Here is a 24715-nt window from a genome sequence, read left to right on the forward strand (position 1 = left end):
GGCTACCCATGAATTACATCGATATCAAGGGCAAATGGACGAACAATTTCGGCTCGGTGATGGACATCACCGAGGTCGATCCGGACAGTGGAATTTTCGGCGGCACTTACGCATCCAGCACCGGCGCCAACGGCAGGTACCGGGTCACGGGCCTGACCGACACCAGGCCGGACCAGCAACCCGGCAATGACAATAGCCAGACCGTTGCCTTCGCCGTCTCGTGGCGCGACCTGGACGGCGGTCCCAAAGACGCGAACTGGGTCTCCGCTTTCGCCGGCCAGTTGCAGATCATCGAAGGCCAGCTCGTCATGAACACCACTTACCTGCTGCAATCGAATACCATGCCTGCCGATGATTGGGGCGCCACCGCGGTCGCCGTCACTGCTTTCACCCGCACGCCGCAGGTGCCGGCTGACATGCGCGCGCCGCACGTTGTGTTCGCGCTCACGCGCGGCGCCCTGTCCAACAATGGCGCCACCCCGTGGACGGCGCGGACCGGCATCGGCACCCCGGCTCAGACGTTGCGCTTCATGCTCGACTCGGGTACGCAGAACACCTGGGTCACCTCCATACAATGCACCTCGAATGCCTGCCTGGCCCACCAGCGCTTCAACCCGCGCAACTCCGGGACTTACCGGGAAATCGATGCCCAGCCCAAAGAAGTCAACTTCGGCCCCTGGGGCAAGATGACCGTGCTGATGGGCGCCGACAACTTCACGCTCAAGCACTTCGACGGCGAACAATACCGTACCGGGCTCACCGTCGAACCCATGAACTTCGAGGCGGCCATCCATTACACCGGCTGTGCGTTCCAACAGCTCGATTGCGACGGCGGCATTGCCATTCCCTCACCCTATCGCAGCGCCAGTCAGGCCGAAGCGCTGATGCTGCAATTAATCAAGGACAAAAAGATCGCCTATCCCGTGGCCGCTTTCTGGTGCGACCCGCACGACCGCGTGGGCGAATGCGTCTTTGGCGCGGTCGATCCGGACAAATACCAGCGCGCGACACTGCAATGGCTGGCGCTGCAAAACCCCGGTGACTCCGGCCTCGGCTACCTGTGGTCGGTCGCGCTTCAAGCTTTCAAGGTCGATGGGAAAGCGGTACAGGCCGGCATCACCCAGTTCGCGCTGGACACCGGCTCGTCCTATTTCAAGGGACCAGCCGCGCTGATCGACACCCTGCGCAATGCCGTCACCAACAATGGTCGCCTTCCCACCTATGTGGCATCGGCACAGGCCTTGGCTGACTATCCGGTGATCTCCCTGTCGCTCGGCCAGCAAACATATGACTTGCATCCTGATCAGTATTTCCTCAAGCTCAACGACGAATACTGGGAATTGGGCATCGAGGTGCTCGACGGCATGCCCGATGGGATGCTGTTGGTCGGGTCGATGTTCCTCGAAACGCTGTATTGCATTTTCGATTACGCGGGCATGCAAGTAGGCCTGGCCCGGCGCTGAGGCGCTCTGCCATGCAAAAAACCTGCCGAATACGACCCGGTGGTCAATCAACTGCCGGCCCACCTATCTGATCGCGCCGCGCGCCTCAGCCCAGCATGTGCCGCCGCAGCGCCTGCACGCAGCGCTCGGCCATCTGTTCCTGGCTGGCGATCGAACCGTCGCCGGCATTGTCGAACTGCTCGTACCACATCACCGTGCCCTCTTCGACATGACGCAAGTGCAGCGACACCCGCAGCCGCGCCGCGTCTTGCCGCACTGTCCCCTCGAGCACGTGGACGGTGGGCTGACGGCCCGCCTCGCGCGCCAGGCTGTCCTGGCCGGCCAGGCGAAACGAAGCGAAGTCGCGATAGAGCCGGTATCCCAGTTCATCATTCAAGCCCGCGGTGAAGCTGCTGGCGGGTACCTCGCCGCTCAAGCAGGTAAGCGGGCTGAACATCAGGATGGGGGCCGCCTCGACGGCCGGCCTGTCCGGCTTGACCTCGGCCAGGGCGATGCGCACCAGGTAGCTGCCGAGCGGGACGGTGATGCGCAGGGGATCGGCGCTGCCTTCGTCCGCGTAGTAGGCCGCCAGTCTCAGGCGCAGGCGCCCGGCTTGCACGCGGACGATGGGATCGTCGCCGGGGTAATAGCTATTACGATCGCGTCCGAAAACGGCGACACCGATCTCCTGCTCCGGAGGCGAGGTACCGTCTTCGCGGTTCAGGGCACGCTCGATCAGATAGCTCAACAATGCGCTACAACGATGTGCCTTGGCAAATTGTTTGCTGCAAATGACAAGTTTCAAAGCGGCGCGGACGGCCTCGTCCGGGCATGGCGGCACGCTCGACGGCGCGGTCTCCGGCCGCAGTATCAATGAAAGGGCGGGATGATTAATGATGTTCTCCTCTGGGTTGTCAAATGACAAACGTTGGTGAGGAGAACTCTATTATGGCAACAAAATCTTTACCTTACGGTAAGCTTCCGGAGGCAGTTCATGAAGTCAAGCCATTGATAACAAAGGGAAAAATATCTCTCTGGCTGAGTTAAATTCCCAACAACGCCGGCTATTGCAAGCACAGTCCATGTGCCTGGCCGATGTCAGAACTTCGGCAACTTATCCAGCGTGATCACCTTCGGATGGTTGTACACCCTCACCTTGTGGGCGTTGGTGTTGTAATACTCGCCGGTCCAGAAATTGTTGGGGTCGGAGACACCGGCCGCTCCGCCGCCGTCGCTCCAGGTCATGAACCACAGCCACCACGCGCCGTCGGCGGCGATCTTGTCGGGGTCCGGTATATAGCTGTTTTCGCTGAGCGCGATCAGTTTCTTTTCCGCGCTGGACTGCTGCGTCTGCTGGTAGCTGGCCAGTTGTGACTTGTAGGTCTTGTTGTCGGCATTGTCGTAGATATCGAGGCTGCTGACATCGACCACATCATCGCCCGGGTACCACGCCGGGTCCTGGCCGTTCCACACCCAGATCAGGTTGTGGATGCGGTGGACGTTGACCAGCCGGTCGTACAGATGGCGCCACAGCAGAATGTTGGCGTAGGCCTGCGGCACTGGCCTTTGTCTTGATAGGCATGCAGCTGCGGCCGATCTGGGAGCGGCTTGATAACGGCCCTGGGCGCGTAGAATCTATCACTGTTGCAGTATCCGTTTTAGTCGTTGTGATAGCGACCCGCTTTCTTTGGGTCATGACCTACAGTGCAATTGCCAAGCGTCAGGAACCGGGGCGCCCAGCTGACAAACGAGCGAAGCGAACCTGGGGCGGTAGTGTTGTCGTGTCATGGGCTGGGATGCGCGGCATCGTCACCTTGGCGGCCGCCTTCGCGATCCCGGAAACCCTACCAGACGGCTCAGCCTTCCCCTGCCGGGACTTGATATTGCTCAGCGCATTCTCGGTCGTATTTGGGACGCTGGTAATCCAGGGCCTCACCATGAAGCCGATTATTCGCATGTTGAAGCTGGATGAAGATGACGCAGTGGTGAGTGAAGTACGACTTGGTCGAGCGCAAATGTACCAGGCCCTGATTGACTTCATCCAGGACGACGATTCTCTGCATGCGAAGCTATTGCGCAAGGAGTATCAGGCGATCGTTGATCTGAATGACGGTGGCGATCGTTTTCACCCGCTTAATGAGGTTCCCGGTGGGCCGTTGATAAGATCCGCGCTGGCGCAGGCTCGGCATAAGGCCATAGAACTTCGGAAGTTGGAGATCATCGGTGATCAGGCCTTTCGCGTGCTTGTTCAAGAATTGGATTGGGCAGAGCTATCGGCCGGCGGGAATGCGGCGGAATAATAGTCTCGCGTTATGCCGACTGGGATGTTTCATCGTCTGTCATTTGGGGCTTGTGAAGAAGGTCGGTGCTCGACGCGCAGAGGCCAATTTCCAACGTTGGAAATCATGGGCCGTGCCGCAGCTCAGCAGGCGCAAAAGGAACTGCCAGCACTCTATACCAGGTTACGACGATTGTCAGCGAACAAAGCGCAACATGAATTATCCGTTGACAAGGTGAAATCATGCAGTCAAGCTTAATCTTGTTCAATTGACTATAAGGGCTAAGGTGTGTGATTCACGGAGATCATTTCAACTAAAATGGCCTCATGAACGAGGATATCAGGAAGCGGCTACGATGGGTTCAGCTGTACGCAGAACTCGGCAACGCGGGCGTTGTTTGCCTGCGTTGCGGTATCTCCCGGCCGACATTACGTAAGTGGTGGTCACGGTATCAAGAACATGGAGAGGCGGGTCTACAAGAGGAAAGCCGCCGCCCCCAAGTCCTCACCTGCCAAGAAAGTGCTGCCAGAGCATGAGAGGCTGATTGCAGACCTGCGCAAACGCAAATTGGGGCATCGACGGATTCAAAATGAGCTGCGGCGCCTGCACGGGATCTCGTTATCGACTGCGACGATCCATAAGGTCCTCGAGCGCCTCGGCAAGCCGATACTGAATCACAAGCGCGCGTACAGGGAAAAGGTCAACAGGTACAGCCGGCCAATACCCGGCGACCGCGTTCAGATGGACGTCTGCAAGATCGCACCAGGCATTTACCAGTACACAGCCATTGACGACTGCTCTCGCTACAAGGTGCTACGTCTCTATCGCCGCAGGACGGCGAGCAACACGATGGATTTTTTGGATGCAGTGATTGAAGAAATGCCGTTTGCTATCCAACGAATTCAAACCGATCATGGTCGTGAATTCTTCGCCAGGGAATTCCAGAAGCGCCTACTGGAATGGGGAATCAAATTTCGGCCAATCAAGCCAGCATCGCCCCACCTTAACGGCAAAGTAGAGCGGTCTCAAAGGACAGACCTGGACGAGTTCTATTCCACGGTCGACATCAAAGACCCGTCACTTCCTGACTTGCTGGCGGAATGGCAGCAATACTACAACTGGGATAGGCCGCACAGCTCCCTTGATGGCAAGACGCCGGTCGAGCGCCTCACCGAACTCTCGGACAAGACGCTGATCTGGGAGGAAGTCAGCGCCAAATTTGATGCTTCAAAAGAGCGCATCCAGGAGCAGAACTACCGGGCCGAACTGCAGCTGCGAAAATTGAAATGATGTCTGTGAATCGCACAAATTATAAAGTCGATTTCTCCCTATAAATCATCGACTTAACTTAACTTTGGCGTAAAAAATACGAATCCCGGCCGCCCCTCTTTTTTGTCGCTGTTCCCCGTGTCATAGCATCTCGTCGATCGAAATCGGCGATTCTCCGTGTACACCGAATTACGTCGAATCCAAAACGATTCATTTTCCGCGTCGACGTAAAGTCGTCCCCTTTATTTTCAGCAAGAGCAGTGCTTCTGTCGTACGCATCCGCTAAATTCCTCAAGGAATGCCATAGACTTTATGTTGGAGCGCTACCAAACGCCGCAAGCGATTCAGAATTCACTCAGTCAGAACCATCCGTTTCGAAAACGCCCAGTTGTCGAGGCACGGCTAATGCTCTGTGGTGCCTTGGGCAAACCATAGACGCGTTTCCCCATGACGCTCCCCGCGCGGCCAATCTGCTGCAGATCCTCGCGGGCCTGCGTGCAGTCGCCGGTCTGGCGCACCGCTATTTCCTGAACGGCGATGTACTTGCTCGCACGCTTCCCGTGAAAGGAAGCGTTGATCCCGATTTAGCGCAATACCAGCACTGGAACCGGGCTGCGGCTGAGTACCTTTTGCGTCTCGCTGCCCAGGAATAAGGCTTCCATACCCTTGCGTCCGTGCGAGGCCATCGCCACCAGATCACAGCCGTGTTCGCGCACGGCGTCGATGATGGCCTGATTCGGCAGTTCGTGTTCGACCGACAGCGTGTCACACGCGACCCCTTGCGCGCGACAGGCGGCCGCGACCTGCTCCAGGCAGGCGCTGGCGCGTTGCTGACTATGCTGGGCGTATTCCTTGGGGGTGTCGGACACCATGGCCGGATGCGCGCTCAGAAAATGGAATGGCATGCGCACATGCAGTACGCTCAGCCGCGCGCCACTGTCTTTGGCAAAGGCGATACAGGGGCCGATGGCAGCCACCGACGGCGCCTCGCCATCGGTGGGAAACAGGATATGCTTGAACATGATGACCTCCTTGTTGTTGGAAAAAGACGTTTGCGATCAATGCCGGACGTCGGCGCCGCCTGACGTCACATACAGTCCTGGCGCCGGCCCCAATGTCCGGCCTTGTCCCATGGATGGCGGTCCGATCAGTACCTGCTCCGAATGACGCGACAGCCATTGTTGCCAGTGTCGCCACCAGGAGCCGTCACTGCGTTCGGCGCTATCGAGCCATTCCTGCGGACTGCGATACCCCGATGAGGGCGACCTGGCCGGAAGGCTGCGATAACTCCTGTGCGCGTGCCCGGGCTCGGAAACGATGCCGGCGTTGTGCCCCCCCGACGCCAGAACAAATTCGATCGGCGCGCCACACAGCAGATTAATCTTGTAGACGGATTGCCATGGCGAGACGTGGTCGCGTTCGGTCGCCACCACGAACATCGGCGTACGGATATCCGATAAGGCCACCGGTTTGCCGCCTGCCAGATAGCGCCCTTCCGCCAGATCGTTGCGCAGGAACAGGCCGTGCAGATACTCGCTGTGCATGCGGAACGGCAGCCGGGTGGTGTCCGCATTCCAGGCCAGCAGATCATTGGGCGCGCTGCGTTCGCCGAGGAGGTATTCGCGCATCATGCGGGACCACACCAGGTCGCGCGCATGCAGCAGTTGAAACGAGGCGGCCATTTGCTTGCCGTCGAGGTAGCCCTGATCCCACATCAGTGCGTCGAGGAAAGCCAGCTCGCTGTCGTCGATAAACAGTCCCAGCTCGCCTGGTTCGCTGAAATCGGTTTGCGCCGCCAGCAAGGTCAGCGAAGCCAGCTTGACGCATGCCGGATATTCTCCCGAAGCGATGGCGGCGGCGGCGATCGATAACAGCGTACCGCCCAAGCAGTAGCCTGCGGCATGCACGGGGGCGCCCCCGCTCACTTGGCTGGCCTGCCCCAGCGCCGCAAACAATCCGTGCCAGAGATAATCCTCCATGCCCAGCGCGCGATCCTGGGCTCCCGGATTACGCCAGGAAATCATCAGCACGGTATGCCCGTGCCGCACCAGGTATTGCACCAGAGAATTGTGCCGAGACAGATCGAGGATGTAGTACTTCATAATCCATGACGGCACGATCAGCACAGGCTCTCGGCACACCTTGTCGGTCTGCGGCGCATACTGAAGCAACTCGATCAAGTCGTTTCGGTAGATCACCTCCCCTGGCGTGCAAGCCACATCGATGCCCGGCACATAACGCTGCCCGGGCGGTTCCGACAGTACCGAGCCTGGCGGTGCCCACTGGCGACACAGGTCGTTACGCCAATTCAGCATGCCGTCGATCAGACTGCCGCCATGGCTCTCGACCGCCGCGCGCAGCACCTCGGGATTGGTCCACAGGAAGTTCGATGGCGCCCACATATCGAGCAGCTGGCGCGCTGTAAAGGCTACCACCTGGGCATGATGCGGTGCGACGCCGGCCACCTCGCTGGTGGCCTGTTCCCACAGGCGTTCCAGTCGCTTGAACCCTTGTACATAATGGCAGAACGGCCATCCGCGCCAGCCGGCGCCGGCAAAGCGCCCGTCCGCTTCGACCACGGTGGCCGGAGTGGCGTCGAACAGGCTCCTGTAACCATCGCCCGCCAACTCGGTGCATTTTCCGGGAGATACGGCCAGATGCTGCCACCAGTCCTGAAAGGCCAGCCACATTGCCGCCGGCGAAATGCCCAGCGTCAGCCGCGCAATCTGGCTCCGCAGGAAAATATCCAGCACCTGCCGGTTGTGCGGCGGAGCCGGCGCGATGAACGAGGGCGAGGCGTCTGATGCGGATAATGGTGCGGCTTTCACATGGAACTCCCGGATAAACGTTGCGTCGATTATGGTGACCCTGCCCTGTTCCGGTATTTGATGCAGATCAAATCCCTTCGCGATCATGCGCAATATGCGACGTCAGCGAACCAGCGCGGATTTGATCTGGATCATTAAATTTCGAGATTGTGTTTGCTAACCTCATCCCGGTCCGCATAGCGACCACGAACCCGGAGGCTTCCATGTCCTACAAAACCATCCTCGTCCATGTCGACCAATCGCCGCTCGCCCCGGCACGCATCGAATTGGCCGCTCGCCTGACGCGCACGCAGGAGGCGCATCTGATCGGCGCCGGGCTGACCGGGATAACCATGGCGTATTATCGGAATCGCAGCGTGGCCGATGGCGGTCCGTTGTCGCAGCGCGAACTGGATCAGCTGAAACAAGGCACCCAACAAGCACTGGAGCGTTTCGAAGCGCAGGCACGCGGCTTCGATATCAGCCATGAGGCGCGGTATAGCGACGATGAGGCGGGGACCGGGCTGGCGTTGCAAGCCCGTTATGCGGACCTGATTGTCCTCAGTCAGGCGGCGCCGGAAACCAGCGGATTCGGCAGCGGCCCGCAACTGCCGGAAATGCTCGCCTTGCATGGTGGCCGGCCCCTGTTGATTGTGCCTTACGCCGGCACCTTCCCGCGTCTGGACCGCCACGCCCTGATCGCCTGGGATGGTAGCCGCGCCGCGACCCGGGCCCTGACCGATGCGTTGCCGCTGTTGCAGCGCAGCGCGCGAGTCACGGTAGCGGTATTCAACTCGGATCGCCACAACAGCCTGCACGGCGGCGAGCCCGGAGCCGACATCGCGCTGTATCTGACGCGGCACGGCGTCAATGTCGAAGTCATGCGGCAGACCACGGTGCCGGGCGACGATGTCGGCGGCGCCTTGCTATCACTGGCGGCAGACATCGGCGCCGATCTGCTGGTGATGGGCGCTTACGGTCATCAGCGCTGGCGCGAAATCCTGCTGGGCGGCGTCACCCGCCATGTGCTGCGATCAATGACCTTGCCTGTGCTGATGTCGCATTGATCGCCCCCTGACCGATCCGTCAAAATGTCCTATAAAACAATTCTGGTCCATGCCGACCAATCGCCGGGCGCCCCCGCACGCATGACCTTTGCCATACAGCTTGCGCTGACATGCGACGCGCATCTGACCGCATTGGCCTGCACCGGCTTGTCCCGCTTCGCCGCAATGGGCGATCCGGACCGCGTGTGGCCGCGGGTCGAAGACGAACTAAGGTTATGGTGCACGTATGCGCACGACAGTCTGACCGCGTTCGCGTCATATAGCGCAAAAGCGGGGCTGCGAGCTTTCGACATGAAGCTGCTCACCGACGATCCCGAAGACGCCTTTATGTTGCTGGCGCCCTGCCACGATCTTCTGATTCTGAGTCAGGGCACGCCCCGTCAGGCCGCTCCCGGCGTGATCCGTGACTTGCCAGGGAATCTGTTGCTGCATAGTGGACGTCCGCTGCTGCTGGTCCCCAATCAGGCCGGCGAGGACAATCCGTCATGCGCCCCCCTGCACCATCCGCTGCTGGCCTGGGATGGCAGCCGCGCGGCCGCACGCGCGGCACGCGACGCCCTGCCGCTGCTGAAGCAGGCCGGCATGGTCACGCTGCTGGTGCTCAATCCCGAGGTACAGACGGCATGCGACGGAATGGCCCCGGGCGCCGACATGGCCTTGTTCCTCTCCCGCCACGGCGTGCGGGTGGAGGTGATGTGCGAGTACACCCGTGTCAACACCGGCGACGCCTTGTTGTGCGTGGCGTCCGCATTGCATTGTGATTTGCTGGTCATGGGCGGCTATGGCCACCGCCGCGCGCGCGAAGTGCTGCTGGGCGGGGCTACCCAAACCATCCTCAACAACATGCGATTACCGGTACTGATTTCACACTGAATAGCACAGCATATGATGGCGATCAACCTTTTCGACATAGACCAGGCCACCCGCAATATGATGCCGGCCCCCGACGACCTGCGGCAGCGCATGCAATACCTGGAAATCGGGCCGGCCGACCTTGCGCTCCTGCGCCAGATTCATCCCCTGCTGCGATCACGCATGCAATCAGTGATCGAAGGGTTTTATCAGCACTTGCTGAATGTGCCGGCCTTGCGGCAGCTGCTCGGCGACGACCGCGCGATCACGCGCCTGCGTCATTTGCAAAGCGCCTATTTCCATGAGTTGACCGCCGGCGACTATGGCGAGGAATACGTGCGCAACCGGCTGCGCGTGGGATTGGTGCACCAACGCATCGGACTGGCGCCGGTGTGGTACATCGGCGCCTATCGCAAGTATCTTGCCGACCTCGGACCGCTACTGCGCGATCTGTTGCGGGATCGCCCGCAGGACTTTTTGCCCACCTATGCCGCGCTGTTCAAGATTGTCAACTTTGACATGGGTCTGGCGCTCGATACCTATATCCAGGCCGGCCGCCAGGAGCTGCTGGGGCTGAAGAACTATTCCGAGCAAATTATCAGCAGCATGCCATCCGGCGTGATGGTGATCGACGATGATGAAACCGTGCGCACCGTCAACCAGTCCATGCTGCTGATGTTGGGGGTGCAGGGCGACAGATCGGCGCAGATCTGTTACCGGGAGCTGGTGGCCGATCCGACGCTGCGCCAGCACATTGCCGAGGGCCTGCGCCAGCGGACTTACCGCGGCAAGGTGACGGTCGGCCTGCCGGAGCCTTTGCGCCATCTGCGCTGCTGCCTGTCGCGTACCCTGCTCGACAACCAGCATCGGTTGCTGCTGATCGCCGAGGACATCACCGAGCCCATGCAGGCGCGGGCCGAACTGCGCGACAGCGAAGCACGCTTCCGTGCCGCGTTCGGTCAGGCCGCGGTCGGGCTGGCCCAGGTCTCCTGCGATGGCAACTGGTTGCGGGTCAATCGCAAGCTGCTCGACATCGTTGGCTACAGTGAAGCTGAAATGCTGCAACTGAATTTGTCCGACCTGGTCACACCGGAAGACTGGGAAATCGACGCGCCGCTGATGCGCGGCGTAGTTGCCGGCGATCTGCAGAGCTCTAGCCGGGAAAAACGCTATCTATGCAAGGACGGCAGTGACGTCTGGGTCAAGGTCACACTGTCGGCCATGCGTCCCGGTGCTGATCAGCCCAGCCTGGTGGCGGTAATCGAAGATATCTCCCAGCGCAAGCAATTCGAGGATGAACTGATGCACGTCGCCAGCCACGACGCCCTCACAGGTCTGGCGAATCGGATGTTGCTGCTGGACCATATAGGCCAGGCGATAGCCCAGGCCCGGCGCCACCAACACCATATCGCCCTGCTATTTCTGGACCTGGACCGCTTCAAAACCATTAACGACAGTTTGGGCCATGATGCCGGGGACCGCGTCATCGTCGAGGTGGGACGTCGCCTGCGGCAAGCGGTACGGGCCGTGGATACGGTGGCACGCCTGGGGGGAGATGAATTCGTGGTGCTGCTGGCCGATCTGCCGCAAGAGCGGATTGCCGCCACCATGGCGCAACAGATCCTGGCGGTGCTGTTTGAACCGATGCTGATACACGGTCACGAACTGGCGCCGGCCAGCAGCATCGGCATCAGCATCTATCCCAAGGACGGGGAGGACGCGAAGACCCTGCTGAAGAATGCCGATGCCGCCATGTATCAGGCCAAATCCATGGGCCGCGGCGACTACCAGTTCTACAATAGCGAAATGAATGCCAGCACGCTGCATAGACTGACGCTGGAAAGCGGTCTGCGTCACGCGGTTGAGCGGGACGAGCTGCAACTGACGTATCAACCGCAGGTCGAGCTGGTAAGCGGCCGCATCGTCGGCGTGGAGGTGCTGTTGCGCTGGCATCCGGAGCAACAGCGGCTGGTCATGCCCGACGTGTTCATCCCGATTGCGGAGGAAACCGGGTTGATCGTGCCCATCGGCGAGTGGGTGCTGCGGACCGCGTGCTCCCAACTGGTCGCGTGGCGTCAGGCCGGTTTGCCTGACGTGCGCATCGCCGTCAACCTGTCCGCGCGTCAGTTCCGCCAACCCGGCCTGGACGACATGGTATCCCGGGTCCTGGCCGACACCGGTTGTCACGCCGGCTGCCTGGAACTGGAAATCACCGAAACCGTGCTGATGGAGCGGCCAGACAGCGCGGCGCAAGCGCTGCAGCGCCTGAGCGACATGGGGGTGAGACTGGCGATCGACGACTTCGGCACCGGCTATTCGAGCTTGTCCTACCTGAAGCGCTTCCCCATCCATGCATTGAAAATAGACCGCTCGTTTGTGCGCGACATTCCCTATGACGCGGATGACGCCGCCATCGCGGGGGCGGTTGTCGCCGTGGCGCACAGCATGGGATTGAGCGTGGTGGCCGAAGGCGTGGAGACACTGGCGCAATGCGAGTTTTTACGCGGCCTGCATTGCGACCATGCGCAGGGCTACTACTTCAGCCAGCCTTTGAACGCGGCGGCGCTGGCCAGCCTGCTAAGGGACGGACTCGTCACCGGCGCGCAAATCGGCGCGGCGTAGTTTGCCCGACCGCGGCCGCGGCCCGCTAGGCAAACACGCCGCAAATGCTGCGCGCCAGCGGCCACCCCGCCGGCAGCAGGGACAGCCAGCCATCTTCCCACGCCAGCATGCCGTCATCGCGCATGCTGCGCAAGACCTTTGCCTGAGCGGCAAAGTACCCGGCGAAGTCGATGCCGAACAGCGTCTCCATCATGGCGGTGGGCAACTCGAACTCGCACAGCAGCGTCTGCATCGCCATCCGCCGCAACAGCTGGTCGCGGCTCAGCGTTATGCCGCCGGCGATTGGCGACGCCCGGGTTTCGATGCGCCAGCAATAGTCGGCCGCCGCCCTGGCGTGCTGGCTGAGGCTGGCGCCGATGGCGTTGATCGCCCCCGCCCCGACAGCCAGCAGATTCGGTCCGGCAAAACGACAATCGCCTTGCGGATAACGCTGCTGGCTGACCAGCAGACGGGTCAGGTCTGCCGTGTTCTGGTCGCGTACAAACAAGTCCACACCGGCATGTCTGTAGCCGCCGTCCTCCAGCACCTGGAGGTGCAGTTTGCGCAGCCAGCGGCCTCGCAGGGCGATGCGATCCGGCGCCAGCCGTACGAGATTCTGCAGGCGTCTTGCCAGTATGAATTCATTGCGATATGCGGCGGGCTGATGGATAGCCAACTGCACCGTCCGGTAGCCCGCCTCTCTCGCACGGGCCAACCACTGCGCGTCGCGTCGGCGGTCCTCCCGCGTGCCGCTCTCGATGGACAGCTCATTGAAACCGATGCAGCGCAGGTTGCGCAGCCGCCCGGCGCTGAAGTGACGGGTCACTGCCAGGCGGTACATACCGCGGCAGTCGGGGCGGACGTCGAAATGTCGCCGCAGACCATCGACCAGGCCCGCCACCTGGGCGTCGCCCAACAACTGTGGCGTACGACCGAAGTCCCACTGCGTGACCGCCGCGCCCCCGCCCCACCGCGTCCCCTGGTCCGCGATCTCAGTCAACAAGGCTGCATGATAGCGGCCGATATCCGGGCCGCTCACCGCGCACGGCATGCTCACCGCAAATTGCAGGCCATGGCCCGGCCACGTCGCCTGGTTTCCCGGCCCACCCTCGGGGACGAAATCCTTGCGGAAGGCGTGTACCCCCGGATAGGGGAAATAGACCGGCCGCAGGTGGCGGTATTTGTCCGCTATCGCTCGCTCCCTGTTGGCGAGCGTCGAGCCTGGTAGTGCCGATTGCATGGCTGCCGCCCCCGTTGACTGTTGTGCTACCGAATGTACCGTCCGGGCGATCGCGCAGGCCATGACCCAGATCAAATCCGCTGTTCTTGCGACAAGTCAGCCGCACAATAGGGAAGGGTCGGGAAAGTTTGATTTAGATCATACAAACGCGCGACCTGGATGCATAGCATACCTCCAGGGATCTAAACAAACGGAGTTCACCATGTACAAAACCATTGTTGTTCATCTTGCCAGTGGAGAAAGCGTCTGCGCCACCATGCGCGTCGCCGCCAGGCTTGCCGGCCAGATGGAGGCCCATCTGATCGGCACGGCCACCACCGGCGTCGTCGAGCTGAATTACCTGATGGCGGCCGGTGCGCCCATGGCGGTGATGGCGGCGGCCGACATCGACGATCTGCGGCAGGAGGCGCAGCAGCAACTGCGCCAGTTTGAAGCGCAATGTCAGGCGCATGGTGTGCCCTCTTTCGAGGCGCGCCTGATGGATACCTCGGCGGCCGACGCGCTGCTGCTGCAATCGCGTTACTGCGATTTGCTGGTCGCCGGGAAAGCGGATCTGCTGGACTATGGCATGCTGCTGCCAGCCAGGCTGCCCGACACGCTGCTGACCAAGGCGGCACGGCCGGTATTGCTGGTACCCGCCAACATGCCGGCCGATGTGCGCTTCGACAAGATCATGCTCGCCTGGAATGGCAGCCAGGCGGCCAGCCGCGCCATCGCCTTCGCGATGCCGTTGATCGCCCGCGCCTCAAAAGTCTACGTCGCGGTTTGCAACGCGACACAGGAACGCATTGACGTGGGCGGCGATCCCGGGGTGGATCTGGCGGTGTATCTGTCGCGCCTGCACCGCAATGTCGAGCTGCTGCGGCGCGATACCGATGAAGACCCCGACCTGGCGCTGACCTCCCTGGCGGCCGAGGCGGGAGTGCACCTGATCGTGGCCGGCGCCTTTGGCCATAGCCGTATCCATGACCTGGTCTTGGGCAGCACCACCCGCGGCTTGATTGCCCGCGCCGAAGTCCCCCTGTTGATGGCGAATTGAGTCCGACCATGCGCTCCCCGATACCGACTGTTAGCCAGGAGGATGCCGCCTTACCGGAAGCGCTGGAGCTGCTGCTGGCCGAGAAGCGCACCGCGCTGTCGCTGCTCAGGACCGGGATTGCCGTGTTTGCTTTGCCGCTCTCGGCTTTAAGTCTGCTGCTCGCAACCTCGCGCAACTACCGCTTCGAAGAAGTGATGGCGATCTTGCTACCTCTGCTGATACTGTCGGCGAGCCTGCTGATACTCGCGTGTTATCTGGTCGTCCGGGCCATGGCGGCGGTGCATCGCTGCGATCGCCATTTTGCCGATCTCAAGCATCGCAGCCCGATGCTGACCGCTCTCATCGATTAAAACGGCCCGGCCGCTGGCGCCAGCCGGGCCGATGCCGTGCTTTAATTGATGGCGATTTGCCTGCCGGCCTTGCCAGCTTTTTTAGGCAAGGTCAGCGACAGAACGCCGTCGGCATAGCGCGCGACGACATTCGCGTCGTCGATATCGTGTGCCAGCGTGAAGCTGCGACGCTGGGCGCCACGGAAGCACTCGCTGCGCAACTGTTTGCCGAGCTTTTCTTCGCTCTCGTGTTTCAGCTCGGCAGAAATCGACACTTCATTGCCCTGGACGTCGACCTTGATGTCTTCTTTCTTCACGCCGGGGATTTCGGCCTTGACGGAATACGTCGTATCGCCCTCCGTAACGTCGATCTTGATGCGGGGCTCGAGCTTCCAGTCCCGCAGGGCCGGGCGCAAGTTGAAGTCGCGGAACCAGTCCTCAAGCCCATTGAATGGCTCAAAACGGGCGATGTCCGTGAATGGATCGAAACGGGTCAGATTATTAGCCATGGTATACCTCACTTTTGAATGTCAATGACAGCATCCGGATGGATGTGCGTATTGATGGTATTGATTTGGCTCGGATTTCTGCATGATCCAGGTCAAATTCCCCGTCGATTTATCGGCTGGCCACCAGCCTTTTCACGGCGGCCGTTCCCGCCACGCAGCACAGTCCGATTGCGGCCACGACGCCGAGCTCCGGCGCCGTAAGCGCCGCGAAGCGGAACGCCCGCGCCACTGGTGGCACATACAGCACCAACGCCAACAGCAGCAGCACCGAAGCGCTCATCAGCAGCGGAATGGGGTTCCCGCCGCCGAATCCGGATGCGGCACCGGGGCGAGGTGTCAGATTGGAAAAAATCAGGCCCAGATTGGCCAGCACCAATATGACAAAGCCTGCCGCCCGCGCGGCCGCTTCCGGCAGCGCGGTCAACGCCCAGCGATAAGCAAAAGCGGTCAGCAGCAGCGTCAGCGTACCCTGCGCCAGCGCGCTGATCATGGTGGACCGGTCCAGCAGGCGCTCATCGCTACGACGTGGCGGCAAGCGCATGGCATCGCGCCCGGAAGCCTGGTTTTCGAAGGCCAGCGAACAAGCCGGATCGATGATCAGTTCAATGAACGCGATATGCATGGGATACAGCAGCACCGGCCAGTCCAGCAGGGCCGGCAGCAGCGCCAGGCCGGCGATCGGCACGTGCATCGCCAGGACATAACGCATCGCGCTCCGCATATTGGCGAATATGCGGCGCCCCAACCGCACGCCCTGGACGATGGAAATAAAGTGATCGTCCAGCAGCACCAACGCGGCCGCCTCGCGCGCCACTTCACTGCCGCGCCTGCCCATGGCGATGCCGACGTCGGCCGCCTTCAGGGCCGGAGCGTCATTCACGCCATCCCCCGTCATGCCCACGACTTGCGCATCGGCTTTGAGAGCCTGCACGATACGCAGCTTTTGCGCGGGACGTATGCGGGCACAGACGCTGACCGCGGAGAGCCGGCGGCGCAAGCCGCCTCATCCAGCCGATCCACTTCATCGCCGTTCAGCACTTCCACCGCGGGCAGGCCGGCCTGCGCCGCGATGCTCAGCGCGGTCGCCGGGTAGTCGCCCGTGATCATGATCAGCCGTATCCCCGCTTCCCGGCATTCCCGCACGGCCTGCGGCACCTCGGGACGCAACGGGTCGGACAGCGCGATGAGGCCGATGAAATGAAAATCAAAACCTGTCTGCGCATCGGGCAGCGTGCGACCGGCGTGGCGGGCGCCCGCCACGCCGATTACGCGCAGGCCCTGCGCCGCCATCGCATCCATGGCCAATTGCATGCCGCGCCGGTCCGCTCATTTGACACAAGTCCGCGACGGCTTCCGGCGCACCTTTGCAGGCCACCACCGACGCATCGCCGGCATCATCCGCCCACACCTGCGACATCGCGCTGCGCTCGGCCGACAGCGGGTATTCCCTGAGCGGTTCATCCTCCCGTATGCCGCCGGCCATGGCGTGCAAGGCGGTTTCCATCGGATCGTAAGCGCGCTGCTTGCTGGCCAGGGAGGCAAAGCGGATCAATTGCTCGAACGGGGCGCCCGCCACTGCTTCCTCCCGGTCCAGACGCAGTGTTACGCCGGCAGCATGGAGTTGTTCGACACGCATGCGATTTTCGGTCAAGGTGCCGGTCTTGTCGACGCATAGGACCGATACGCAGCCCAGTGCTTCGATCGCGGCCAGGCGGCGCGTCAGTACATTGGTCCGCGCCAGGCGCCAGGCGCCGATGGCTGGAAAAATGGTCATGATCACCGGCAGTTCCTCCGGCAGCAGCGCCATCGAAACAGCAATGCCCGCCAACAGCGCGGACAGCCACGCGCCGTGCATCGCGCCATACAGCACCGTCACCAGCAGGCTGGTGGCCAGCGCGACCAGCGCCCACACGCGGATGGTTCTGGTATTGCCGCGCTGAAGCGGGGTGTCCTGGACATCCAGTTCGGTCAGGCTGGCCCCAAGCTTGCCCAGCTCGGTTTGTCGACCGGTCGCCGTCACCTCGGCGACTCCCTCGCCCTGCACGACCAGGGTACCGGACCAGAGAAAAGGCAGTGCTTCGCCTCGCGCCACGGCGCCAGGAATCTCGCCGCCGGATACGGCTTTGTTGACAGGCCAGGATTCGCCCGTCAACAGCGATTCATCGACCTTGAGATTCTGGCCCCGTAGCAGAACCGCGTCCGCGGCGACGCGCTCGCCTTCCGCGACCATCAGTACATCGCCGCGGACGACCTCGCCGCCATCGATCCGCACCGGTCTGCCGTCCCGCAGCACCAGCGCGCGCGGACTGCTGAGGTCACGCAACGCCCGCAGGGCATGTTCGGATTTCTGTTGCTGCCGCAGAGTCACAGTTATCGTCACGCACACCATCAAACCCAAAACCAGGCCCTCGTGCGGCTCACCGATGGACAGGTACAAGCCGCAGGCAATCAGCAATAACAGGATCATCGGCTCGCTCAGGGTGCGCAGAACAATCTGGCCGAGGCGGCCGCGCGGCTGGGGGACGCGGTTGGCGCCCTCCAGCACCAGCCGGCGTCGGGCTTCTTCGCCGGATAGCCCTTTCAGATCGGACATGTCTCTGCTCCCGCGGGCGAATGAGCCTGTTGCCACCAGGTCAGCGGGATGACGGCAGACGGCTCCACGCGCCCCCCTGCTTTAGCCGCGACGCGGCTGCGGGCGCGCGCGCCCCGGCCCCCTCTCAGCCGCGACCCGCAGCGCGATCGCCAACGCCGTGTCGGCGGTGGCGAGATGCAACTCGAACCAGGGCATGATCAGGCTGGCCGCCGTGCGTCCGGCGCGGAGGTCGCCGGGTGGCAGTCCGTGCAAGGTGGCGAGCACCCGCGCGTGCTGTTCGCGGTGCGAACGGAGCGCCGGATAATCGATCGCTTCCATCAACGATTCCTCCAGACGGAAGTCCTCCTCAAGGGCGGCGGTCAACGCCGCCATGCCCGCCTCGAACTCGCTGTCGGGCGCGTCCAGCAGTTGCCTGACTTGTTCCGTTAACGCCCGGTGAGCCTCATCAAACAGTGGTATGTCCAACGCCATGTCGGCGCGCCATCCGCTCGCGTCCATCTTCCCTCCCCACTCGTCGATATGCGAAAGCAAGCCGATTATGATGGACTTCGAGCCGCCAGGTATTTGACCCAGATCAAATCTTCACCATCGCGCGAGATCGCCGCCGCGCGGTCGCCGTGGCGCACCTTCCGCGACACCGCAGACGGGCAAGGGGCGTCGGCCGCCACGCGCGCCGCCCAGCGCTCGCTCTCGCGAGCTGACGTCCTGGCCGGCCACCAGCACCACGTCGCGACCGGCGATGGAGGACGACAGTCGCGGACAGCTTTCCCCATCCGGAACATGACGCGGCGGCAGCTCGCCCATTGCCCGTCCCTTGGCGTGCGCCCCGCGCGGCTGCGCAGGTTTCGCCGCCGGGCGAGGCCAGCGACAGTGGATTCATCCCGCCTCCTGTATCGTGAACAGCGTGTCCTGCGCCGCCGCGTACGCCGCCGCATACGCCAGTTCCCCCGGCGATTCGGCGTGCAGCGTCAGCAAAGGCTCGCCCGCCTCCAGCTGACTGCCAAGCGGCCGGTGCAGTTCCAGTCCGGCGGCTGGCGCCTTCGGCGCGCCGGCCAGTTTGGCCAGCCGCGCCAGCCGGCGGTTGTCGATGGCAATCAGCCGGCCGCCGTGCAGGGCCGCCACCACCTGGGTGTAATCGGCACGCGGCGGTTCGCGCATGCCGCCTTGCGCCGTGCAGATCGCTCGCAGCTTGCGCCAGGCCGCGCCACTGTCCAGCGTACTGGCGGCCAGCGACAGTCCATGCCCGGGCGCTGCCTTGCCGCCCAGTTCCAGCAGGCGCGCTGCCAGCTGTATCGCGCGTTGGCGCAAATCGGCCGGCGCGTCGGCGGCCCCTCGCAGCACCGCCAGCGCGTCACGCGCCTCCAGCGCCGGCCCGATGCCGCGCCCCACCGGTTGCGAACCATCGCTCAGCATGACGTCAACGGCGATACCGAGTGCCTCGCCGACGCCGCGAAAGCGCCGCGTCAGCGCATGCGCGGCCTGCTCAGACCGTACCTTGGCGGTGCGGCCGACCGGCATGTCGATCAGCACATGGTTGGAACCGGCCGCCACTTTTTTTGACAGAACGGACGCCACCAGCAGACCGTCGCTGTCCAGGCCGAGCGGGCGCTCCACCCGTATCAGCAAATCGTCCGCCGGGCTCAAGGAGACGGCGCCGCCCCAGACGATGCAACCGCCCTCGCGCTCCACCACACGGCGCATGGCGGGAATGTCCAGCTCCACCGGCGCCAGCGTCCCCATTGCATCGGCCGTGCCGGCCGGTGAGGTGATCGCGCGCGACGACGTTTTGGGAATGGTGAGTCCGCAGGCCGCCACTATCGGCACCACCAGCAGGCTGGTGCGGTTGCCTGGCAAGCCGCCCACGCAATGCTTGTCGAGCACCATATCGCGCGGCCAATCCAGACGTTGTCCCACGGCCACCATGGCTTCGGTCAGGGCAATGGTTTCGGCGAGGTCCACCCGATCTCCCGAACAAGCGGTGATCAGTGCAGCCATTTCGATGTCGGAATAGCGGCCCTCGGCCACGTCGCGCATGATGGCGGCCGCGGCCTCCGCGCCGAGCGGCCTGCCGTATATCTTGGCCCGTACCGACGATAGCGACAGCAGCGGGCGGGCGTGCCCCACGCGCAGCGCCGCCCCCTCCTCGCCGCCCAACGCGCGCCATGCCGCCTCGGACAGGCCGAGCTGGTTCTTGTCGATCAGTTCATCATGGACCACATTCAGGGTGGCGACGATGTGAGCGTCGCCGCGCCATATCTCGATGCGAGAGCGCGACTCGAACCCCTCCGATTTGCAAACCGGGCAGTCGCTGCGCAGGTAGGCCACCGGCTCCTGATAGGTGTCGATCCCCAGCCGGCGTAGCAACAACCCGGCGGGGCCGGGCGCGGCGGTCATGTCAGCTCCTGCAGTTCCAGATATTCGGGTACGCGGCAATCCCAGTGCAACTCTTCCTGGATGCGATGACGCAGGGCGTCCGCCGCCGCCGGCTCACCATGCGTGACGAAGGTGCGCCGCGGAGGCCGCTCAAAATGCCCCAGCCAGTGCATGATCTCCCTGGCGTCCGCGTGCGCCGACAAATTGTCGATCTGGCAGACGCTGGCGCGCAGCGGCACATATTCGCCATGGACTTTTATTTCCCTCACGCCGGCCAGCATCGCGGCGCCGCGCGTACCGCCAGCCTGGAATCCGACAAACTGGATGGTATTGCGCGCGTCGCCGGCGAAGGCCTTCAGGTGGTGCAGCACCCTGCCGCCGGTGGCCATGCCGCTGGCGGCAATGATCACCATCGGCATTTGACGCTGATTGAGCGCGATCGATTCCTCCACGCTGTTGACGATATGCGCCGCGCGGCACATGGCCTCGCACTGGCGCTGGTCCAGCCTGTGCAATGAACGATGCTTGCGATATAAGGCGGTGGCATCGGTCGCCATCGGACTGTTCAGATAAACCGGCAGTATGGGCGGTAATTGCCCTTGTTGCTTGAGCTGATGAATAGCGTACAGGACCGACTGGGCGCGCCCCACCGCGAACGCCGGGATCACGGTCACGCCGCCACGCGCGGCAGTTCTGCGGATGGTATCCCCCAACTGAATCGCTGGATCGATCGGGCCGTGCAGACGGTCGCCGTAGGTGGATTCCACCACCAGATAATCGCTGCTGTTGATGTGATGCGGGGCAACCATAATCGCGTCGTGCTCCCGCCCCAGGTCGCCGGAGAAAGTGATGCTGCGGCTGCCGTCATTGATGGTAACGATGGCGGCGCCGAGGATATGGCCGGCCAGCGCCAGTTGTCCGGTCAGTTTGCCGCGGACGCTGAACGGCTGGTCGTACGGCACCGGTGAAAAATGGGCCAGTGCCCGCACCGCGTCCGCTTCGGTATAGAGCGGCAGCGCTGGCGCATGTTTCGAATAGCCTTTGCGGTTGGCGTGTATGGCTTCCTCTTCCAGCAATCGCCCGCTGTCAGGCAACAATATCCTGCACAGATCATAGGTGGCTTCACTACAAAGTATCTTGCCGCGGAATCCATCCCTGACCAGTACCGGCAAATAGCCGCTGTGATCCAGGTGGGCATGCGTCAGCACGACTGCGCCGATATCGCCTGGCGCAACCGGGAGTTCCTCCCAGTTGCGCAGACGCAGCTGCTTGTAACCTTGAAATAACCCGCAGTCCACCAGGATGCACTCGCCCTCACTGCTCAGCAGGTATTTGGAACCAGTGACCGTTCCAGTTGCTCCTAAGAATTGCAATTGCATGATAGCCTCGGCACTTGGCGATGAACTCAAGTGCATGCTAGTCGCGGTCGGGTAATGCTGCCCTTGATTTAGATCAAGTTGATCGCACTGGCCCTAATCCAGCCAAGATCGTTCCTTATTGACCTGAATCAAACAAATTTCATTACTTCCTCGGTAGCATGACTGCTGCCACAACCGAGGAGCAAGCGCATGCGTACCTTGATCTGGGTATCGATATCAATCCTGGCGGCCGGGATGTTCCGCGCCCGGTCGGCGCAAGCACTGGACGGCCATGTGCTGGACGCGATCAACGGTCAACCCGTCCGCGGCGCCATCGTTACCGCGACTGTCGCGGGCGGCACACAAATCGCAGTCGCCGCCGAAGACGGCAGTTTCCAGTTCGCGTCGGCGCCGCAAAAGGTCGCCGCACGCGCCATCGGCTACGGCCGCGCCGCCGCGGTGACGCAAGACGACCTGTCCCATCTGGTGCTGCGTTTATCGCCATTGCGTCCCAAAGGCTTGTACCTGTCGGTGTATGGCGTCGGCGACGCCGGCCTGCGCGATGCCGCCGTCAAGCTGGTCGATATCACGGAATTGAATGCGCTGGTGATCGACGTGAAGGGCGACCGCGGGCTGATACCGTACCCCTCAGGCGTGGCGGGCGCGATCTCGTGCGGTGCCCGCAGCCAGACCACGGTGCGCGACATGAGCGCGGTAATCGCGTATCTGAAAAGCCATGGCATCTATTTGATCGGCCGTATCGTGGTCTTCAAGGACCATCCTCTGGCCAACTGTCACCCGGAATGGGCGGTTAAGGTAACAAAAGGCCAGTTATTCCGTGACCGTGAACAACAAGCCTGGATAGACCCGTCACGCCGGGAGGCCTGGAGCTACTCGCTGGCGCTGGCGGCCGAGGCGGCGGCGCTGGGATTCGACGAAATACAATTCGACTATGTCCGCTTCCCGGACGCGCAGGGCTTGCAATTCTCCGTCCCCGGCACCGCCGCAAACCGGAGCGCCGCCATTACCGGCTTCCTGGCCGCGGCGCGGGCCCGGCTCGCTCCGTACAATGTGTTCATCGGCGCCGACATCTTTGGCTACGTGGCCTGGAACGAGAGCGACACCGGCATAGGACAGGATCTTCTGCAACTGGTGGAGACCGTCGATTATCTCTCGCCCTTGCTCTATCCGTCCGGGTATAAATACGGCATTCCCGGCTATGCCGATCCGATCCGGCATCCTTACGAGATCGTCTACCTGACATTGCGGCATGCGCTGGAACGTGCCCATATTTCGCCACTCCGCCTGCGCCCTTGGCTGCAGGCCTTCCGCGATTATGCCTTTGATCGCCGCCTGTTCGATGCCGATGAAATCCGCGCCCAGATCAGAGGAGCCGAACAGGCCGGCAGCGACGGCTGGATGCTATGGAACCCACGCAATATCTATACCGCCGATGGTCTATCCCCCCGTTGATTGCCGGCGAAGTCAATGCTCGGGTTGCCAACCACCGCCCAGCGCCTTGTACAGCCGCACATACGCCGCGCTGTCAGCCACAGCGGCCCGGGCCAGTTCATCCTCGCTGTGGAACAACACCTGCTGGGTGGCCAGCGCGAGTTCCATGTCTCTTTCGCCGCTCTGATAATCGCGCCGTGCCAGCCCGGCCGCGCTCTGCGCCGCGTCAACCGCTTCGCGTAAGGCCGACAGGCGATCACGCGCCGCCTGCACGCTCACCAGCGCGTCTTCAACCTCGCGTAGCGCCAACAACACCGCGCCGCGATAATAGGCGTAACTTTCCAGCACGCTGCCTTGTTGCGCCGCGACCTGGGCGCGTGCCGCACCGCCGTCAAACGCAACACCACTGACGCTGCCCAGCAGTCCGCGCAACACACCTCCCGCGCCGCCAACACCGATACCGTGCAAGCCGATTGACCCCTCGAGGCGCACCAGCGGCTTGCGGGCCGCGTCGGCCTCTCCCAGCCTGGCCACGGCAGCCTCGACCCGCGCCGCGGCGGAGCGCACATCCGGCCGCTGACGCAACGTGTCCGCGGGAAGGCTCAGGGCCAGTCCGTACGCGGCCTGGGGGACAGGTACATGGAACGCCAACTCCAATGCCAGCGCCTGCGGCGCCATGCCGCACAGCGCCGCCAGGCTGTGCTCCAGTTGCGCGCGGCTCAGCGTCAGCTCCGCCAGATCGGCGCCGGATAGCGCGAGGGCGGCGCGCACCCGCTCGCGGTCCAGCTCCGCGCCAGGAGCGGCCAGATCGCGCAGCACGTGCAAACGCATCTGATTGGAGCGCGCCGCCGCCTGACGTTGTTGGACGCCGCGCAGTTGGATATATGCCAAAGCCACCTCGGCACTGATACTGACCCGTGTGTCGGCCAGGGTCAAGGTCCGCGCCAGCAGCTCGGCTTCGCCGGCCGACCAGGCCTGACGCCGCGCGCCGAACAAGTCCGGCTCCCAGCTGGCGTCCAGTCCGGCCTGATAAGTGTTGAGCGTCGCCGCATAGGATGGTCTTGCGCTCCGCGCCACCACGCCGGCGTTGACATAGCCGGACAGATTGGCGCCAGCCAGATCGCGCAGCGCGCGCGCCTGCTGCAAATGGGCTTCGGCCACCGCCATGTCCGTGCTTTCCCGGACGGCACGATCGATCAGCGCGGACAGGGTGGCGTCACCGAAGTGTTGCCACCACGCCGATAAACTGCCTGGATCGTGATCGGCCGTGTTCTCAGTCCGCGACCAGCGGTCCGGAATCGGCACGCCCGGCAGCACCGGAATCAACGAACCTTCCAGCGGATGGACGCCCCAGGATTGGCAAGCTGACAGCAACGCCCCCAGCACCACACCATAACGTCTGGACCTCACGTCACTCTCCCGAAGTTGAACTCAGTTCACGATATGTTGCAGCGCCGCTGTTGTCACTGGTCGGGTTTGATCCGCATCAAAATCCCCGTAAAATT

21 protein-coding genes and 1 pseudogene are annotated in these 24715 nt (G+C 62.7%); 9 read left to right on the top strand and 13 right to left on the bottom strand.

Features of this window, described 5'->3' with window-relative positions:
• Positions 1-8: 8 nt before the first annotated feature.
• Entirely contained in the window at positions 9-1463 is a 1455-nt protein-coding gene (locus tag GM676_RS01870) for an avidin/streptavidin family protein (protein ID WP_155461668.1), read from the top strand.
• Between the two features lie 85 nt (positions 1464-1548).
• Here GM676_RS01870 and GM676_RS01875 read toward each other — a convergent pair whose 3' ends face one another.
• Together GM676_RS01875 and GM676_RS01880 are read right to left on the bottom strand one after the other, a co-directional pair.
• Entirely contained in the window at positions 1549-2367 is an 819-nt protein-coding gene (locus GM676_RS01875) for a hypothetical protein (RefSeq protein ID WP_155461669.1), read from the bottom strand.
• A 173-nt stretch (positions 2368-2540) separates the two neighbouring features.
• Entirely contained in the window at positions 2541-3002 is a 462-nt protein-coding gene (locus tag GM676_RS01880) for a glycosyl hydrolase (RefSeq protein WP_371866068.1), read from the bottom strand.
• Between the two features lie 20 nt (positions 3003-3022).
• On the opposite strand from GM676_RS01880, the gene GM676_RS01885 reads away from it, so the two are divergent.
• On the top strand, positions 3023-3742 hold the full coding sequence (locus GM676_RS01885) for a cation:proton antiporter domain-containing protein (protein WP_155461670.1): 720 nt from the start codon (positions 3023-3025) through the stop codon (positions 3740-3742).
• A 305-nt stretch (positions 3743-4047) separates the two neighbouring features.
• Positions 4048-5011 (top strand): annotated as a pseudogene (locus GM676_RS01890) (IS481 family transposase).
• A gap of 563 nt (positions 5012-5574) precedes the next feature.
• Here GM676_RS01890 and GM676_RS01895 read toward each other — a convergent pair.
• Positions 5575-6012 (bottom strand): universal stress protein, encoded by a 438-nt coding sequence (locus tag GM676_RS01895; protein ID WP_155461671.1) that lies wholly within the window; start codon positions 6010-6012, stop codon positions 5575-5577.
• 36 nt (positions 6013-6048) lie between these two features.
• Positions 6049-7905, bottom strand: a complete 1857-nt coding sequence (locus tag GM676_RS01900; protein WP_155461672.1) for a PHA/PHB synthase family protein — start codon at positions 7903-7905, stop codon at positions 6049-6051.
• 116 nt (positions 7906-8021) lie between these two features.
• On the opposite strand from GM676_RS01900, the gene GM676_RS01905 reads away from it, so the two are divergent.
• From GM676_RS01905 to GM676_RS01915, 3 genes are read left to right on the top strand one after another with little or no spacing between them, the layout of a single operon-like run.
• Positions 8022-8864 carry a universal stress protein gene (locus GM676_RS01905; RefSeq protein ID WP_155461673.1) on the top strand — a complete coding sequence of 281 codons (843 nt, stop codon included), beginning with the start codon at positions 8022-8024 and terminating at the stop codon, positions 8862-8864.
• A gap of 24 nt (positions 8865-8888) precedes the next feature.
• Positions 8889-9737: a universal stress protein gene (locus GM676_RS01910; protein ID WP_155461674.1), complete on the top strand. Its 849-nt coding sequence runs from the start codon at positions 8889-8891 to the stop codon at positions 9735-9737.
• A gap of 15 nt (positions 9738-9752) precedes the next feature.
• Positions 9753-12338 (top strand): EAL domain-containing protein, encoded by a 2586-nt coding sequence (locus GM676_RS01915; protein WP_170304190.1) that lies wholly within the window; start codon positions 9753-9755, stop codon positions 12336-12338.
• 25 nt (positions 12339-12363) lie between these two features.
• Here GM676_RS01915 and GM676_RS01920 read toward each other — a convergent pair whose 3' ends face one another.
• Positions 12364-13557 carry a hypothetical protein gene (locus tag GM676_RS01920; protein WP_170304191.1) on the bottom strand — a complete coding sequence of 398 codons (1194 nt, stop codon included), beginning with the start codon at positions 13555-13557 and terminating at the stop codon, positions 12364-12366.
• A gap of 202 nt (positions 13558-13759) precedes the next feature.
• On the opposite strand from GM676_RS01920, the gene GM676_RS01925 reads away from it, so the two are divergent.
• Together GM676_RS01925 and GM676_RS01930 are read left to right on the top strand one after the other, a co-directional pair.
• The gene (locus GM676_RS01925) at positions 13760-14596 is read left to right on the top strand and encodes a universal stress protein (protein WP_170304192.1); all 837 of its coding nucleotides are present in this window, start codon (positions 13760-13762) and stop codon (positions 14594-14596) included.
• An 8-nt stretch (positions 14597-14604) separates the two neighbouring features.
• A complete protein-coding gene (locus GM676_RS01930; RefSeq protein ID WP_155461678.1) occupies positions 14605-14946 on the top strand; it encodes a hypothetical protein in 342 nt (113 codons plus the stop codon).
• Positions 14947-14987: 41 nt separating this feature from the next.
• On the opposite strand, the gene GM676_RS01935 is transcribed toward GM676_RS01930, so the two are convergent.
• The 7 genes from GM676_RS01935 to GM676_RS01965 form a co-directional block, all read right to left on the bottom strand.
• Positions 14988-15434: an Hsp20/alpha crystallin family protein gene (locus GM676_RS01935; RefSeq protein WP_155461679.1), complete on the bottom strand. Its 447-nt coding sequence runs from the start codon at positions 15432-15434 to the stop codon at positions 14988-14990.
• Between the two features lie 109 nt (positions 15435-15543).
• Positions 15544-16365 carry an HAD-IC family P-type ATPase gene (locus GM676_RS31980; protein WP_371866069.1) on the bottom strand — a complete coding sequence of 274 codons (822 nt, stop codon included), beginning with the start codon at positions 16363-16365 and terminating at the stop codon, positions 15544-15546.
• Positions 16326-16733 carry an HAD family hydrolase gene (locus GM676_RS32535; protein WP_170304193.1) on the bottom strand — a complete coding sequence of 136 codons (408 nt, stop codon included), beginning with the start codon at positions 16731-16733 and terminating at the stop codon, positions 16326-16328. Before GM676_RS32535 ends, GM676_RS31980 begins: the two co-directional genes overlap by 40 nt.
• The gene (locus GM676_RS01950; protein ID WP_155461682.1) at positions 16639-18027 is read right to left on the bottom strand and encodes an HAD-IC family P-type ATPase; all 1389 of its coding nucleotides are present in this window, start codon (positions 18025-18027) and stop codon (positions 16639-16641) included. Before GM676_RS01950 ends, GM676_RS32535 begins: the two co-directional genes overlap by 95 nt.
• A gap of 81 nt (positions 18028-18108) precedes the next feature.
• Positions 18109-18525 (bottom strand): bacteriohemerythrin, encoded by a 417-nt coding sequence (locus tag GM676_RS01955; protein WP_155461683.1) that lies wholly within the window; start codon positions 18523-18525, stop codon positions 18109-18111.
• 378 nt (positions 18526-18903) lie between these two features.
• On the bottom strand, positions 18904-20421 hold the full coding sequence (locus tag GM676_RS01960) for a thymidine phosphorylase family protein (RefSeq protein ID WP_155461684.1): 1518 nt from the start codon (positions 20419-20421) through the stop codon (positions 18904-18906).
• Positions 20418-21779: an MBL fold metallo-hydrolase RNA specificity domain-containing protein gene (locus tag GM676_RS01965; RefSeq protein WP_155461685.1), complete on the bottom strand. Its 1362-nt coding sequence runs from the start codon at positions 21777-21779 to the stop codon at positions 20418-20420. Before GM676_RS01965 ends, GM676_RS01960 begins: the two co-directional genes overlap by 4 nt.
• A 189-nt stretch (positions 21780-21968) precedes the next feature.
• Between GM676_RS01965 and GM676_RS01970 the strand changes: the two genes are divergently transcribed.
• The gene (locus GM676_RS01970) at positions 21969-23231 is read left to right on the top strand and encodes a putative glycoside hydrolase (RefSeq protein ID WP_155461686.1); all 1263 of its coding nucleotides are present in this window, start codon (positions 21969-21971) and stop codon (positions 23229-23231) included.
• A gap of 12 nt (positions 23232-23243) precedes the next feature.
• On the opposite strand, the gene GM676_RS01975 is transcribed toward GM676_RS01970, so the two are convergent.
• The gene (locus GM676_RS01975) at positions 23244-24620 is read right to left on the bottom strand and encodes an efflux transporter outer membrane subunit (protein WP_155461687.1); all 1377 of its coding nucleotides are present in this window, start codon (positions 24618-24620) and stop codon (positions 23244-23246) included.
• Positions 24621-24715: the final 95 nt, after the last annotated feature.

This window comes from Duganella radicis (assembly GCF_009720825.1).
Taxonomy (GTDB): Bacteria; Pseudomonadota; Gammaproteobacteria; order Burkholderiales; family Burkholderiaceae_D; genus Rugamonas; species Rugamonas radicis.

What these genes read in the sequence shown, in the direction of transcription:
- GM676_RS01950 (WP_155461682.1), bottom strand. Translation starts at nt 18,027, where the DNA reads ATGTCCGATCTGAAAGGGCTATCCGGCGAAGAAGCCCGACGCCGGCTG.
- GM676_RS01910 (WP_155461674.1), top strand. Translation starts at nt 8,889, where the DNA reads ATGTCCTATAAAACAATTCTGGTCCATGCCGACCAATCGCCGGGCGCC.
- GM676_RS01915 (WP_170304190.1), top strand. Translation starts at nt 9,753, where the DNA reads ATGGCGATCAACCTTTTCGACATAGACCAGGCCACCCGCAATATGATG.
- GM676_RS01900 (WP_155461672.1), bottom strand. Translation starts at nt 7,905, where the DNA reads ATGATCGCGAAGGGATTTGATCTGCATCAAATACCGGAACAGGGCAGG.
- GM676_RS01935 (WP_155461679.1), bottom strand. Translation starts at nt 15,434, where the DNA reads ATGGCTAATAATCTGACCCGTTTCGATCCATTCACGGACATCGCCCGT.
- GM676_RS01885 (WP_155461670.1), top strand. Translation starts at nt 3,023, where the DNA reads ATGCAGCTGCGGCCGATCTGGGAGCGGCTTGATAACGGCCCTGGGCGC.
- GM676_RS01970 (WP_155461686.1), top strand. Translation starts at nt 21,969, where the DNA reads ATGCGTACCTTGATCTGGGTATCGATATCAATCCTGGCGGCCGGGATG.
- GM676_RS01895 (WP_155461671.1), bottom strand. Translation starts at nt 6,012, where the DNA reads ATGTTCAAGCATATCCTGTTTCCCACCGATGGCGAGGCGCCGTCGGTG.
- GM676_RS01905 (WP_155461673.1), top strand. Translation starts at nt 8,022, where the DNA reads ATGTCCTACAAAACCATCCTCGTCCATGTCGACCAATCGCCGCTCGCC.
- GM676_RS01960 (WP_155461684.1), bottom strand. Translation starts at nt 20,421, where the DNA reads ATGACCGCCGCGCCCGGCCCCGCCGGGTTGTTGCTACGCCGGCTGGGG.
- GM676_RS01920 (WP_170304191.1), bottom strand. Translation starts at nt 13,557, where the DNA reads ATGCAATCGGCACTACCAGGCTCGACGCTCGCCAACAGGGAGCGAGCG.
- GM676_RS01965 (WP_155461685.1), bottom strand. Translation starts at nt 21,779, where the DNA reads ATGCAATTGCAATTCTTAGGAGCAACTGGAACGGTCACTGGTTCCAAA.
- GM676_RS01870 (WP_155461668.1), top strand. Translation starts at nt 9, where the DNA reads ATGAATTACATCGATATCAAGGGCAAATGGACGAACAATTTCGGCTCG.
- GM676_RS01925 (WP_170304192.1), top strand. Translation starts at nt 13,760, where the DNA reads ATGTACAAAACCATTGTTGTTCATCTTGCCAGTGGAGAAAGCGTCTGC.
- GM676_RS01930 (WP_155461678.1), top strand. Translation starts at nt 14,605, where the DNA reads ATGCGCTCCCCGATACCGACTGTTAGCCAGGAGGATGCCGCCTTACCG.
- GM676_RS32535 (WP_170304193.1), bottom strand. Translation starts at nt 16,733, where the DNA reads ATGGATGCGATGGCGGCGCAGGGCCTGCGCGTAATCGGCGTGGCGGGC.
- GM676_RS01955 (WP_155461683.1), bottom strand. Translation starts at nt 18,525, where the DNA reads ATGGACGCGAGCGGATGGCGCGCCGACATGGCGTTGGACATACCACTG.